Origin of the sequence: Nocardia sp. CDC160 (assembly GCF_035818795.1) — a bacterium.
Classification (GTDB): Bacteria; Actinomycetota; Actinomycetes; order Mycobacteriales; family Mycobacteriaceae; genus Nocardia.
Map to the genome: position 1 here is coordinate 723240 of NZ_JAYKYT010000005.1, position 13332 is coordinate 736571.

Sequence of the window (13332 nt, forward strand, 5' to 3'; positions counted from 1 at the left end):
GAGTTCTTGCGCGACAGGTGAATACGGGCGGCAACTCTATGCGGCACCGATCGGGCTCGCGTGATACCGAGCACTGCGGGTGCGCTGATGTAGTCGAATTGTACCGTTCAGCCGTCGGAGTTCGTGAGCTGTTCGGCGAGCTCCCGCAGGACCGCGCGCGCCGGTGCGGCCACTTGCATATCGTCCACGGCCCGCAGCGCGTGCGCGCGGCGCTCGGTGATCATGCGCTCGATCTCCGCGCGCGCACCGACTTCGGTCATGATGTCGCGGCACAGGGTCGCGCCGCTCAGGTCCAGGCCCGGATTGCCCAGCAGCGCACGCAATTCGACGGCGGTCGCGCCGACCGCGCGGTCGAGGGCGGAGGCCACCAGGGCGGTGTGCTTACCGGCGCGCAGATCCTCGAGTCGGCTGCCGACCCCGGCGCGATCGCCGTAGACCCGGTGCAGATCCTCGGCCAGGTGCACGGCCTCGCCGAGCGCACGGGCGTAAACCGACAGTGCGGCAAGGGTATTCTCGTCGGTCCCGGCCAGCCGCGCGCCCAGTTGCAGCGGCCGTTCACAGGTGTAGCCGACGGTCTTGTAGCGGATGATCTCGAGCGCGCGCTCGAGGTCGGCGGCCGGTTCACCGGCCGCGCGCAGGTCCAGATAGTGGCCGTAGATGACCTCGCCGCGCATGGCCGACAGGGCCGCACAGGCCGCCGTGCGCTGGCGGGCGCTCAGGTGCGCGGAGAACAGCAGCTCGTCCGACCAGACCAGGGCCAGATCACCCACGAGCACGGCGGCGTGGCGCCCGCGGCGGTCCCGGTCGGGCTGGTGCGCGAAGCGCGCCGCCATGGCGCACGCCAGGGTCGGGAATCCGCGTCGGGTGAGCCGCCGTTCGATGACATCGCGGTGAATGAGCACCGCGGCGTGTTGCAGTTCCAGGGCCGCGGCCACGCGGATCACGGCCAGCGGCAGCCGTTCGCTGCCGCCCGCGGCAAACCAGCCCAGCACGCACAGCAGGGGCCGGATGCGTTTGCCGCCGCCGAAGACGAACGAGTGCAGGGCATCGACCAGATCGGCCGGTAATCGTTCCCGATCGCCGCGACGCGCCTTGTCGGCCAGGAAGCCCTCGAGCACGGCGTCCACCCGCTCCCGCACCCCGGCCAGCTCCCCAGGGACGGTCCATTCCGCGCACGCGATCTCGGCCATCTCTTTCGCCTTTCGCTGCAACAGATCTCGCCGATCGAAGCGTTACGCCACTGCTGTTGTACGCCACCGCGTTTCGACACTGCTGCGACGGCCTACGCCGTAGATCCCCAGCGCGCAGTGGATCCCGTTAGTCCTCAGCCAATGAGTAAAAAGCAACCTGAACCGAGAAAAGTGTAATACGGATGATCGCCGACGGTAAAGCGTTACCTCTCAGCATCTCTGCGCATCAGGTGTCGAAAAAGGGACCAAGGCCGCCGCGCGCGAGCATGATCCTCGCACCCGACGGCCTCGGTGGCCCGATTGCCGAAATCCGCTGTCCCCCAACAGAGATCCGGCACGCACCTACAGCAGCTCGGCCAGCCCCTTCAGCGGTCCGGGCAGCCCGGCCACATGCTTCTTGATGCCCGCGGCGACCGGGTGCGGCGTCTCGGCGCGCAGCCGGTCCAGCTCGGCCTGCATGGTCTCCACGGTGCTGGTGTAGTAGCCGTCCACCAGGTCGGCGTCCTCCGGGTCGCCCGGCTGGGTCGACCAGTCCAGGGCCGGAAGGAAGCTGACGGTCACCGAGGCGGGCAACGGGATCTGCGGCAGGATCGGCGCGATGCCGAAGGGCAGACCCACGGTGTACGGAAACACCTTGGCGCGCACCAGCTTGTCCAGTTGCAGCAGGCGCGCGGTGCGCTCACCGCGGCTGAGCACGAAGATCGAGTCGTGGCCGCCATTGGCCACCGCCGGAATCACCGGAACCCCCAGTTCCAGGGCCAGGCGGATGAAGCCCTTGCGGTCGGCGAAGTCGATCTTGCCGCGATCGGTCCACGGGCGGCACGCCTCCCAGTCGCCGCCGGGGTAGACCATGACCGCGCCGCCGTCCTTGAGCCCCTTGGCCGCGGCCTCGCGCGAGGCCGGAATGACGCCGAACTGGCGCAGGCTCTCGCCGAGAATCGGTGCGCGCAAAAGGATGTCGTGCGCGACGCCGTAGCTCGGTTCGCCGGGGCGGCGGTCCATCATGGCCATGAAGGTGATCCACACCTCCGGGGCCCAGTAGATGGAGGAGTGATTGCCGATCACCAGGGCCGGTCCGGTCGCGGGCAGATTCTCCACGCCGGTGACGGTGGGGGTGAAGTAGTCGGTGTAGGCGCGCGCCAGCGGCAGCAGCGGGTGGTTCGGGTCGGGCATTGCCGTCTTTTCGGTATCGGTCATGAGCCATTCCTGTCGATTGCTTTGCCGGGGACGGGCGGCACGCAACGACACCTCACGACGAATCAACGTCGGGCCGAATTGAATTGCCCCCGGGTCACATCCCCATTGATAGCTCCGACGGCCGCGCATGCGCGGTCCGGTTCAGCGTACGGACGTCGCTGCGTTGCGACAGATGCCCGTCACCGTCCTCCTGCACCATCGACGGTACCAACCCCAAGCGCTTGCTTGGTAGAGAGTGTGCGGAATCCAACATTCGTCCCACTACTCCGGTGCGACGCGCGGACAGCGCCCTAGGATGGCCGATTCCCTTGCCCGCAGGCGAGATCGGATCGACCATGGCGGGATGCCGATACTGCTGGCGGATCCGGTTCCGGACTACAGCCATACCTCGATCTGGGTGGGCACGGCCATCCTGCTGATCGCCCTGGCGGCCCTGCTGGTGTTCATCCTGCGGCGGCGCTAGCCCGTGCCGTCGACAGCGGACGTCGCGGCGACGGGCGCCGCGCAATCCCGGGCCCGAGACATACCGTGCGGCATAATTGTTGCCCGTAATCAGCCAGCGCTGTCTCGGTGAGTTTGCATCACGATCCTCCCGCTCCTCCATGGTCACAGTGGCGAAGGGAATGCGTGTGCGCGACAACGGGTTCGACGACATCTTCAATCGCAGGACCGTGCTCGGACTGGGCCTGGCGGCCCTGGCGGCCGCCGCCGTGCCGGGTTGCTCGAAGTCCTCGTCCTCCGGCGGCAATTCCGCCACGACGGCAGATCCCGACGATCCCAAGGCCATTGCCGCCGACGCCTACATCTTCGGCTACCCGCTGGTCCTGATGGACGTCACCCGGGTCGCGGCGGGCGGATCGAATCGCTTCACACACGCCCAGAACCTGCCCACCAGCGGCGATCGCTCGGTCGTGCGAATGAACCTGGACACGCTCTATTCCAGCGCGTGGCTCGACCTCGGGCCCGAGCCGATGGTGTTGCAGGTGCCAGCCATGCCGGGCGGTCGGTACTGGCTCATGCAGGTCATGGATGCCTGGTCGAATACCGCGCACGACCCGAGCAGCACCAATCCCCAACTGGCCGAGCATCGGTCGGGGCCGCCGTTCACCTACGTCCTCACCGGCCCGGGCTGGACCGGAACGCTGCCCGACGACCTCACCCACCTGCCCATGCCGACGCCGACCGCCTGGCTCATCGGACGCATCCAGGTCAATGGCGAGGACGACCTACCCGCGGTGCATCTGCTGCAGCAGCAACTGAAGCTGATGCCGTTGAGCGCCTGGATCGCTGGCACACCCGTCAACCAGGACAGCCTGCCGCGGCCGCAGGGCGATCCGCCGCCCGAGCAGGTGGCGGCCATGGACGCCAAGACCTTCTTCGATCGGATGTGCGCGGTGCTGGCCGTGAATCCGGCCGCGCCCGCGGACAATCCGATGCTGACCCGCATCGCCACGCTCGGCATCACCCCGGGCGGGAATGTCGACACCCAGCCCGCCGACCTACTGGCCGCGGCGGTCAAGGACGCCCAGCACCGGATCGTCACCTACAAGGATCCCGAGGCCAAGGACGTCAACGGCTGGAAGTTCGCCACCAATCTCGGCAGCTACGGCATCGACTACCTGCTGCGGGCCAATGTGGCGACCACCGCGCTGGGCGCGACCCTGGCCCGGGACGCCCTGTACCCCACCATTGCCGAGGACGCGACCGAGAACGGCAATCCGCGTCGGTTTCGCTTGAAGTTTCCGGCCGGGCAACTGCCGCCCGCCGAGGCGTTCTGGTCGCTGACCGCCTACACCGCCGACAGCTACCTGGTCGAGAACGACGCCGACATCTACTCGGTCGGCCACGCGGTGCCGGTGGTGCCCGGGCCCGACGGCTCGGTCGAGCTCGCCATTCAGCACGACGACCCGGGACCGGCTGTGCCCAAAGGCAATTGGCTGCCGATCCCGGACGCCGGTCGGTTCTCGCTCACCCTGCGGCTCTACGCCCCGACCCAGGAGGCCCTCGACGGCACCTGGCGGCCGCCGGGGCTGACCACGGTCCCCGCGAGCTGACCCGAATGCTCGAAGGCCCCGAGAGGCATGGCTTCTCGGGGCCTTCTTCTGCACACTTGGACATACCGAACTTTCATGTCTTAATGCGCATATCGGCGTAAAGGTATGTCAAGCATTCGATCGTCGGCTGAACAGCATGCCCGCGGCCAGGTATCCCGCCAGGGCGATGCCGACACACCAGGCCAGCGCGGTCGGCGCGGAGTCACCCACCGGGGTGTCCATGAGCAGGCCGCGGACCGTCTCGGCGATCGAGGTGACCGGTTGATGCTGGGCGAAACCGCGCATCCAACTCGGGAGCGTGTGCACGGGGACGAAGGCGCTGCTGACGTAGGGCAGGAACATGAAGAAGAACATGAACCCGTTGGCCGCTTCGGGATTCGCGACCAGCGCGCCCGCCGCCGCGGCCAGCCACGACAGGGCGAGGACGAACAGTGCGATCACACCCGCCGCCGCGAGCCAGCGCAGCGGATCGGCGGTCGGTCGGAACCCGATGGCCACCGCGACCGCGATCACCAGACCGGTGGTGATCAGATTGCGCAGCACGCTCTCGATCACGTGCCCGGTGAGCACCGCGGTCCGCGAGACCGCCATGGCGCGAAAGCGGTCGACAATGCCGGTGTGCATATCGGAGGCCACCGTGACCGCGGTGCCGCCGGAGCCGAAACCCGCGCACAGCAGCAGGATTCCGGGCACCACGTAGTCGATGAAGGACCCGCCCACGTTCATCGCGCCCCCGAAGACGTAGACGAACATGAGCAGAATGGACACCGGGACGGCGAAGGTCATGATCATGGTGTCCGGGCTGCGCAGGGTGTGGCGCAGATTGCGGCCGACCATGGACACCGAATCCTGAGCGGCATGGGTGAGAGTGCTCATCGCGCGGCCTCTTTCGCGGTAGCGCCGGTCAGGGCGAAGAAGACATCGTCGAGATCCGGTGTGTGAATGGACAATTGGTCGATGGTCACGGCGTGGTCGTCGAAATGGTCGAGCAGCTTGCGCAGGTCGCCGACACTGCCGTCCGAGGGCACCTGCAGGGCCAGTTGCTCGGTATCCACCTCGGCCACCGGGACCGCCCGCGCGGCGGCCGCCAGACCGTCCTCGTCGGCGAAACCGATGCGGATGTGGCCGCCCGGCACCAGCCGTTTGAGCTCGTCCGCACTGCCCTCGGCGACAATCCGTCCGCCGTCGAGAACGGCTATGCGATCGGCCAATTGGTCGGCCTCCTCCAGGTACTGGGTGGTGAGGAAGATGGTCACGCCGTCGGCGACCAGATCCCGGATGACCCGCCAGAGCTCGCGGCGGCTGCGCGGATCGAGGCCGGTGGTGGGCTCGTCGAGGAACACGATCCGCGGCTGACCCATCAGGCTCATGGCGATGTCCAGGCGGCGACGCATGCCACCGGAGTACGCGCCCGCCCGCTTGTCCGCGGCGTCGGCGAGTTCGAACTGTTCCAGCAATCGCGCTGCGCGCCTGCTTGTTTCGGTCCGCCCCAGGTGCAGCAGGCGACCCATGAGCCGCAGATTCTCCGCGCCGGTGAGGATTTCGTCGACCGCGGCGAACTGCCCGGTGACGCCGATGAGCGCGCGCACCGCGTCCGGCTCGCGCACCGGATCGTGGCCGCCGACGCGCACCGCTCCCCCATCGGGCCGAGTCAGGGTGGTGAGGATGCGGACCATGGTGGTCTTGCCCGCGCCGTTCGGCCCGAGCAGGGAGAAGACCGTGCCCGCGGGCACGGCGGCGTCGATGCCGCGCAGCACCGGCTGGTCGCCGAAGGATTTGGTGAGCCCGGTGACCTCGATGGCGAGGCCGGGTCCGGATGTGGTCATGGGAACCCCGATTCAGAAACTGTGTATGCCATACACTCTGTTTATAGGCTACGCAGTTTCCGGGATGGCGCAAGATGGAACCCGAAACCACGACGGGAGGTCAGATGAAGCCGGAGGACGAGCCAGTCCTGCCGAAGTCGGTGAAACTGCTGTGGGATCTCGACAGCGCGGGCAGTCGCGGACCCAAACGCGGGCTGAGCCTGGAACAGATCCTGTCCGCCGCCACGGCCATCGCCGACGCCGAGGGCTATGCCGCGCTGTCCATGGCGCGGGTGGCCAAGGAGCTCGGCTTCACCACCATGTCGCTCTACCGGTATGTCGACAGCAAGGACACCCTGGTGGAACTGCTGCACGACAGCATCTTCGACGGGCCGCCGGAACTACCCCGCGGCGACTGGCGCGCCGCGCTCGAGGCCTGGGCGTGGGCCGAGTTTCACGCCATCCGCTCCCACGACTGGTGGCTGGACATCCCCATGACCGGACCGCCCCTGGGCCCCAAGAACATGATGTGGCTCGAGGCGGGCATGGCCGCGCTGTCCACGGTGCCGATCCCGGAAGCTCTCAAACTCCAACTGCTGGTGAATCTTTCCATCTACGTGATCGGCCGCACTCGCTTCCTGCGCGACAGCCTCAAGCAGGCCAAGCAGGACGCGGACTACACCGGCATCCTCACCGCGGTGCTGGATCCCGAGCGCTTCCCGGCGGTGACCCACGCTCTGACCAATCGCGCCTTCGACGACGACGATATGCATTGGGAGGAAGCCGATTTCACCTTCGCCCTGGCCCGGCTACTGGACGGTTATCAGGTCTTCATCGACGCCCGCTCCGGCGGCTGAACCCGTCTCGGCAATCACGCTGGCCGGTAACGGAATCGGTCTCGGGATCAACCCTGCGTAAACACTGCGAAACACCACGCCGTTCGCCTTGACCTGCGATGTCGGGGCGCGCCACCATGGGCTCAGGGCCACCCGATCGGGCGCCGAAGAGACGGCGAAGTCGGTTTTCGCAACTCCGTGGCGTACGAAAGCTGGTGCGGTGGCCGCTTTTTCATCGAGGAGTTTGGCCATGGCCGTCGTCGTTCGCTCCGGCCTCGCCGCCGGGGCCATGGTGTTGCTGCTGGGTGTGATGACGGTGGCGTTCGTCTACGGCGCGGTACCGGTCGGTGTCGGCACCGCCGGACCCGAGTCCCGACCGGCGAACGTCAAGGCCCCGACCAGTATCGCGGCCAGCCCGAAGAGCAGCGATACGCAGGCCACCAACCCGCTCCAGCCGCCCGCCGCGTACGCGATCCCCGCGCCGCTGCCGATCACCGCGCTGCCCAGGTAGTACGCGAACATGTAGAGAGACGATGCCGCGCCGCGGTTTTCGGCCAGGGTGCCGACCCAGGCGCTGGCCACCGTGTGCGCGCCGAAGAACCCGGTGGTGAACAGCAGCACGCCGATCAGCACCGTGCTCAGATGATCCGGGATGGTGACGAGCACGCCGAGTGCCATGAGCGCGAGCGCGGCGATCAGGATGCGGTGGTGCCCCCGCCGGTCGGCGAGGCGGCCCGCGTAGGCGGAGGCCACCGTGCCCGCGAGGTAGAGCACGAACACCGATCCGGCCACGGCGGCGGGCAAGTCGAAGGGGCGGTGGGTGAGTCGGTAGCCCAGATAGTTGTAGAGCGAGACGAAACTGCCCATCAGCAGGAAAGCCAGGCCGAACAGCGAGAGCAGTCCGCGATGGCGCAGCTGACGGCCCAGGTCGCCGAGGAGCGTGCCGAATCCGGCCGGGCGCGCGGTGAATCCCCGCGACGGCGGCAGGGCCCGCGCGAACCACACCGTGCACAGCATGGCCGCCACCGACACCGCCAATTCGGCCCAGCGCCAAGAGGTCACGCCCAGGGCGAGGGAGGGAATCAACCGACCCGCCAGTCCGCCGATGGTGGTTCCGGCGATATAGACGCCCATGGCCGCGCCCAGCCCCGCCGACCCGATCTCCTCGGCCAGATACGCCATGGCCACCGCCGGGACACCGGCCAGCGCGACGCCCTGCACGGCCCGCAGCGCCAGCAGGATGTTCAAGGTCGGGGCCAAGGGCAGCAGCAGGCCCAGGACCGAAGCCAGGACGGCCGAGCCGATCATGACCCTGGTTCGACCGATTCGGGCCGACAGCACACCGGCCGGGATGATGGCCAGCGCGAGCAAACCCGTGGTCAGCGAGACGGCCAGGGCGGCGTGCGCGGGCGGGACGTCGAAGGCGGCGGACAGGCTCGGCAGTAGCGACTGAGTGCTGTACATGGCCGCGAAGGTGGTGAGTCCGGCCGCGAAAAGGGCCAGGGTGACGCGCTTTTCGTGAGTGGCGGCCGGTCGGTCGAGGGCGGTACGTCCCTGAACGCTGGTCATCGGATCCTCTCTCGAACAACGCGGTATGCGCATTCCAGAGTGCGACGCTGGCCTTTAGAACGAAAATGCATGATGATCGATCTGCTCATGCGTCAGCCACATAAAGACAGGAGGCGGGGTGCTCGGCGCGGATCTGGAGTGGTTCACGACACTCGCGGAAACGGAGAATGTCAGCGTCGCCGCCGCCCGGCTGCATCTGGCCCAGCCCACCCTCTCGCGCATGCTCGCCCGGTTGGAGCAGCGACTCGGGGTGCCGCTGTTCGACCGGCACGGCAAGCGGATTCGGCTCAACGATTACGGCCGTCTCTACTACGAGCACGCCCGCCGCGCGCGGGCCGAACTGCACGCGGGTGAGCAGGCCGTCGCCGATCGCGTCAATCCGGCCAAGGGTGTGGTGCGGCTATCGTTCCTGCACTCCTTCGGCGGCGGGCTGGTGCCGCAGCTGATCGGTGAGTTCCGCAGGGGTTCGGGTCGCATCGATTTCACGTTGTTCCAGGGCGCGGCCGAGGTCATCACCCGACAGGTGCTCGACGGCGAGGCCGATCTGGCCTTGGTCTCACCGCGCCCGGGTGAACCGGGTATCGGTTGGCGCACCCTGTTGAATCAGCCTGTGGTGCTGGCGGTTCCGGCCGATCACCGGCTGGCGGGCCAGCGGCAGATTCGGCTGGCCGAGCTCGCCGACGCCGAATTCATAGCCATGCACCCGGGTTTCGGCATGCGCCGGATCTTCGACGAGCTGTGCGCGGCCGCCGGGATGCAACCGCGCATCGCCTTCGAAACCAGCGACCTGGTGACGGTCTGCGGATTGGTGGCGGCCGGGCTCGGCATCGGGGTGGTGCCGCTGGAGGAATCCATGCCGCCGGGCATTGCCGTCGTGCCGCTCTCGGACGCGGAGGCCTCCCGCGATGTCGGTCTGATCTGGTCGGCCACGGCCACGCCGCCCGAAGCCGTTCGGCGGTTTCGGGATTTCGCCATCGAATGGGCGGCCCGCCGTCATGCCTGGTGAGGACAAATCCGACACGCTGTTACGGTGACTGACAGGTAACCGACCCATTGCCGACCCAGGGAGTCGTCCGGTGCAGCGCTGTCGTCCGGTCCTCGGCACGGCCGCCGCGGCCCTGGCCGCCGCGGTCGCCTGCCTCGCGCTCATCGTGCCGGTCGACACCGGTTGCGCCGACACGGCGTCGTCGGCGCTGCAGATGACACTGCTGACCATCACCGTGCCCCGGGCCACCGCGGCGGGGGCGGTGGTCGCGGTGCTGGTCGCGGTGGTGGTCGCCATGTTCGGCGCGCGGACGGCCTGGGCCACCGCGACCGTCGCGGCATTGATCCTGGCCACCGACCATTTACTGGTGACGGGCGCGTCCGCGAGCCTGGCCACCGCCAACTTCGTCGACTCGCTCGCGGCGGGCATGCTGCTGGGCGCGGTCGGGGCGGTGGCGCTCGAAAACCGGCCACCGGCAATCGGATACCTGCTCGGCGCGCTGACCGGCATCCTGGTCGGCGACCACCTCGAGAACGCGACCGAGATCGGCAGCCGCTCCCTCCTCGAGCGCGCCTACGTGGACCTGCCGCCGAGCTGGCTGACCATACCCACGGCGGTCTTGCTGGCCGTTTGCTTCCTGGTGTGGCAGCGGCCGGGTACGGCGGCCTATCCCACCACGTTGAATCTGCCGTTCGGGCCGGTGCTGGGTGCGGCCGTGTTGATCACGACGATCACCGTCGCGGCCGAACGGTTCGCGGACACGGGGGCGAACCCGGCGGCTATGGCGGTCGGCGTGTTGGTCACGCTCGCGGCGGCGCTCGTCGCCGTGCTGCTGCTGCCCGGGCGCGACGGGACGCTCACCCTGCTCATGGTGGCGCTGGCGGCCGGTGGCAGCGCGATTACCTATGGGGCACGCCAACATTGGCAGGTCGCGCCGATGCTGATCGTCATGACGGCGTGCTTCGTCCTCGGCCGGGTCCGACCCGCGCCGCTCGCGGCGGCCACCGCGATCCTGGCGCTCGGGGTCTTCGACATGCTCACCTCGACCGCCGAGCAATCGGATTGGCTGCTCTCGCTCATCGGCTCCTGCGCGGTATCCGGAATCGCCGGATACGGTTTCGGCGCGGTGGCCACCCGCACCGCCGCCGGAACCGTGCTGCCCCTCGGTCTGCTGCTGATTCCCTCCGCCGTCCTCACCCTGGAGTTCCGCGGCTGCGGGCCGACACCGTGGCATCACCACGACAATGTCCTCGGCGATCGACCGGCGTGGTTCGCGCTCGGGCTCGGATTCGGCTGTCTGCTCGGCATTCTCGCGCTGCGCCGATGGCGGCCCGGATACGAGGAAGGGGACCCCGGATACGAGGACGGGGCCTAGGACAGCCGGTAGAGCCAGATCCGGGGGTCGGCGGGCTCGCCCGCGGCGGTCCAGGCGTAGGAGTGGGCGATGCCGTCGGCGTGGTAGGCGTGCAGGTACTCGCGCAGGTCGGTGCGCTTGGTGTGGCCGGAGACGATGCCGCGCAGGACGATCGCGGTCAGGTCGTAGGCCTCAACGATATTGGCGGTGGCCGACTTGCCGGTGGCGGCGCGGTAATCGGTGAGCAGGCGGTCGGTCGCGGGGCCGCAGCCGCAGGTCACCACGGTTCCTGCGGCCAGCGCTCCGGCGGTGTCGCGGAACAGCGGGTCGAAGCTGCCGTCGCCGAGCACGAAAGTCGCTGTGACACCGGCGCTTCGGAGCTTGGAGAGCAGGGCGGCCGCGTCTCTGGGATAGCCCGCGTAGAACACCGCGTCCGGACGCGCGGCGGCGACGGTCGCGATCGCGTCGGTGAGATCGCCGCCCATATCGATGCTGAGCTTGCATTCCGGTACCGCGGCCGCGCCCAGACCGTCGATGACCGCGGTCGACAGCGGTCCCTCGTAACCACCGCCGGTGTCGCGCAGCGCGCAGACGCGGGAGAAGGCCGCGGTGGTCGCCAGATAGCGGCCCAGGGCCGGGCCCTGCACATTGTCATTGGCCAGGCCGCGGAAGAAGCCCGACCAACCCGACTGCGCCAGTACCGGGTTCGTCGCCACGGGGCTCAGGAACGGCAGGCCGGAGTCCTCCAGGGTTTGGCCCGCGCCCATCACCTCCGGGGACATGGCCGGTCCGATGACGGCCACGATCGACTTGTCGGCGGCAATGCGCTGGGCGGTTTGGGCGGCCTTGGCCTGATCGCCACCGGTGTCGAACTCCTTGATCGTCACGGGACAGACCTGGTTGCCGCCCTGGACGAATTGCGAGACGGCCAGCCGCACCGCGCCGAGCAGGCTCTCGCCCAGGTCGGAGTTCTTGCCCGACAAGGGAAGTGCCGCCGCTATCGAGACGGGAGCGCACGGCAGGCGGCCGTCATTGGCGGGGTCCTCCACCGAGGTGGGTGCGGGGGTGCGCCTGCCTTGCGCGTCGATCTGGAGGAAGGGGCCGAAACCGGGATAGACACCGGCCTGCGGACCCTCGACCACGACCGCCGGGCCGGAGGGGTTGGCCGGTCCGTGATCCTTTGTAGCCCAGAGGATTCCGACCGCGGCCGTCACCACCGCCGCCAGTGCCGCCGCACCCGCGGCCACCCAGCGGGCGCGTTTCGGTTTCGACGGCGAATTCGCCGGGAGCGACGTGGTATCCGAGACGGTCGGACCTTCCGACGCCGGGAGGGTCGCGAGGGCCGACGTGGCACCGGCGCGCCCGCCGATCACGTCTCCAGCGGAAGTCACTGCACGCGCCGCGTCGCTCACCTCCGGAATCGGCGTCACTGTGGATTCGGAGACCGCCAACAGTGCCTGCGCGGCAGCGTCGGCGAAGGCTCGGCAGGATTCGAATCGGTCCTCGGGTCGTTTGGCCAGGCCGCGCGCCAGCACGGCGTCGAGTGCGGCGGGCAGCTCGGGTCGACGGTCGCTCACCTTCGGCACCGGATGCTGGAGGTGTCCGGCGACGACCGCCGCGACCGTGTCGGCCTGGAACGGCGTCGAGCCGGTCAGGAGCCGAAACAGCGTGCACGCCAGCGAATACTGGTCCGAGCGGTAATCGGGCGCGGCACCGGAGAGCTGTTCCGGCGAGGCGTAGGTGATGGTCGCGGCCAGCACACCGGATCGGGTGATCTGCGCCGAATCGTCGCGCAGGCGGCCGATACCGAAGTCGGTCAACAGGATTCGGCGTTCCTGGCCCAGGAGCGGGCGGGTCAGCAGGATGTTCGCGGGCTTCACATCCCGGTGGATCACCCCGCGCACATGCGCGTAGTCCAGGGCCTTGGCCGTCTCGGCAATGATGTGCACCGCCTCCGCGGGCGGCAGCGTGAACGGATCCAGGCTGGCGGCGTCACCGCCGTCCACGTACTGCATGGCGATCCACAGTCGCCCGTCCGCCACACCGCGGTCGTGCACGGTCACGATATTCGGGTGATCCAGCCGCGCGATCAGCTCGGCCTCACGCTCGAAGCGGGCGCGGGTCTCCGGCTGCGAGGCCAACTCCCGAGCCAGCAGCTTGATCGCGATCAAACGCGGCAGACGCGGGTGCCGGGCCAGGAAGACCTCCCCCATCCCGCCTCCGCCGAGCCGTCGCTCGATCAGAAATCCCGCGAATTCCTCGCCCGCACGCACCATTCGGCCCCTCGCACACAAAAACCCTTCGCACCCTATCGTTTCCGACGCGCATCCCGCTCTCCCCAC

The 13332-nt window shown here is 68.7% G+C and carries 10 protein-coding genes; 4 read left to right on the top strand and 6 right to left on the bottom strand.

The features are described from left to right. Positions 1-107: 107 nt before the first annotated feature. Together VMT40_RS31155 and VMT40_RS31160 are read right to left on the bottom strand one after the other, a co-directional pair. Positions 108-1190, bottom strand: a complete 1083-nt coding sequence (locus VMT40_RS31155; protein ID WP_326362710.1) for a polyprenyl synthetase family protein — start codon at positions 1188-1190, stop codon at positions 108-110. Between the two features lie 342 nt (positions 1191-1532). Next, positions 1533-2387 (bottom strand): lysophospholipid acyltransferase family protein, encoded by an 855-nt coding sequence (locus VMT40_RS31160; protein ID WP_326362711.1) that lies wholly within the window; start codon positions 2385-2387, stop codon positions 1533-1535. A 623-nt stretch (positions 2388-3010) separates the two neighbouring features. Between VMT40_RS31160 and VMT40_RS31165 the strand changes: the two genes are divergently transcribed. Next, the gene (locus VMT40_RS31165; protein ID WP_442790081.1) at positions 3011-4441 is read left to right on the top strand and encodes a DUF1254 domain-containing protein; all 1431 of its coding nucleotides are present in this window, start codon (positions 3011-3013) and stop codon (positions 4439-4441) included. Positions 4442-4549: 108 nt separating this feature from the next. On the opposite strand, the gene VMT40_RS31170 is transcribed toward VMT40_RS31165, so the two are convergent. Together VMT40_RS31170 and VMT40_RS31175 are read right to left on the bottom strand one after the other, a co-directional pair. Further along, positions 4550-5317: an ABC transporter permease gene (locus VMT40_RS31170; RefSeq protein ID WP_326362713.1), complete on the bottom strand. Its 768-nt coding sequence runs from the start codon at positions 5315-5317 to the stop codon at positions 4550-4552. Further along, positions 5314-6267: an ATP-binding cassette domain-containing protein gene (locus tag VMT40_RS31175; RefSeq protein ID WP_326362714.1), complete on the bottom strand. Its 954-nt coding sequence runs from the start codon at positions 6265-6267 to the stop codon at positions 5314-5316. Before VMT40_RS31175 ends, VMT40_RS31170 begins: the two co-directional genes overlap by 4 nt. Before the next feature lie 104 nt (positions 6268-6371). Here VMT40_RS31175 and VMT40_RS31180 point away from each other — a divergent pair, with 104 nt between their 5' ends. Continuing rightward, positions 6372-7103, top strand: coding sequence for a TetR/AcrR family transcriptional regulator (locus VMT40_RS31180; RefSeq protein WP_326362716.1), 732 nt, complete (start codon positions 6372-6374; stop codon positions 7101-7103). 306 nt (positions 7104-7409) lie between these two features. Here VMT40_RS31180 and VMT40_RS31185 read toward each other — a convergent pair whose 3' ends face one another. After that, positions 7410-8651, bottom strand: a complete 1242-nt coding sequence (locus VMT40_RS31185) for an MFS transporter (protein WP_326362717.1) — start codon at positions 8649-8651, stop codon at positions 7410-7412. 118 nt (positions 8652-8769) lie between these two features. On the opposite strand from VMT40_RS31185, the gene VMT40_RS31190 reads away from it, so the two are divergent. Beyond that, complete coding sequence (locus VMT40_RS31190) at positions 8770-9657, top strand: LysR family transcriptional regulator (RefSeq protein ID WP_326362719.1); 888 nt, start codon at positions 8770-8772, stop codon at positions 9655-9657. A gap of 70 nt (positions 9658-9727) precedes the next feature. After that, a complete protein-coding gene (locus VMT40_RS31195; RefSeq protein ID WP_326362720.1) occupies positions 9728-11011 on the top strand; it encodes a hypothetical protein in 1284 nt (427 codons plus the stop codon). On the opposite strand, the gene VMT40_RS31200 is transcribed toward VMT40_RS31195, so the two are convergent. Continuing rightward, positions 11008-13266 (bottom strand): bifunctional serine/threonine-protein kinase/ABC transporter substrate-binding protein, encoded by a 2259-nt coding sequence (locus VMT40_RS31200; RefSeq protein WP_326362721.1) that lies wholly within the window; start codon positions 13264-13266, stop codon positions 11008-11010. The genes VMT40_RS31195 and VMT40_RS31200 overlap by 4 nt on opposite strands. Between the last annotated feature and the right edge of the window lie 66 nt (positions 13267-13332).

Coding starts and splice junctions, on each gene's coding strand:
- VMT40_RS31155 (WP_326362710.1), bottom strand. CDS start 1,190: ATGGCCGAGATCGCGTGCGCGGAATGGACCGTCCCTGGGGAGCTGGCC.
- VMT40_RS31160 (WP_326362711.1), bottom strand. CDS start 2,387: ATGACCGATACCGAAAAGACGGCAATGCCCGACCCGAACCACCCGCTG.
- VMT40_RS31165 (WP_442790081.1), top strand. CDS start 3,011: ATGCGTGTGCGCGACAACGGGTTCGACGACATCTTCAATCGCAGGACC.
- VMT40_RS31170 (WP_326362713.1), bottom strand. CDS start 5,317: ATGAGCACTCTCACCCATGCCGCTCAGGATTCGGTGTCCATGGTCGGC.
- VMT40_RS31175 (WP_326362714.1), bottom strand. CDS start 6,267: ATGACCACATCCGGACCCGGCCTCGCCATCGAGGTCACCGGGCTCACC.
- VMT40_RS31180 (WP_326362716.1), top strand. CDS start 6,372: ATGAAGCCGGAGGACGAGCCAGTCCTGCCGAAGTCGGTGAAACTGCTG.
- VMT40_RS31185 (WP_326362717.1), bottom strand. CDS start 8,651: ATGACCAGCGTTCAGGGACGTACCGCCCTCGACCGACCGGCCGCCACT.
- VMT40_RS31200 (WP_326362721.1), bottom strand. CDS start 13,266: ATGGTGCGTGCGGGCGAGGAATTCGCGGGATTTCTGATCGAGCGACGG.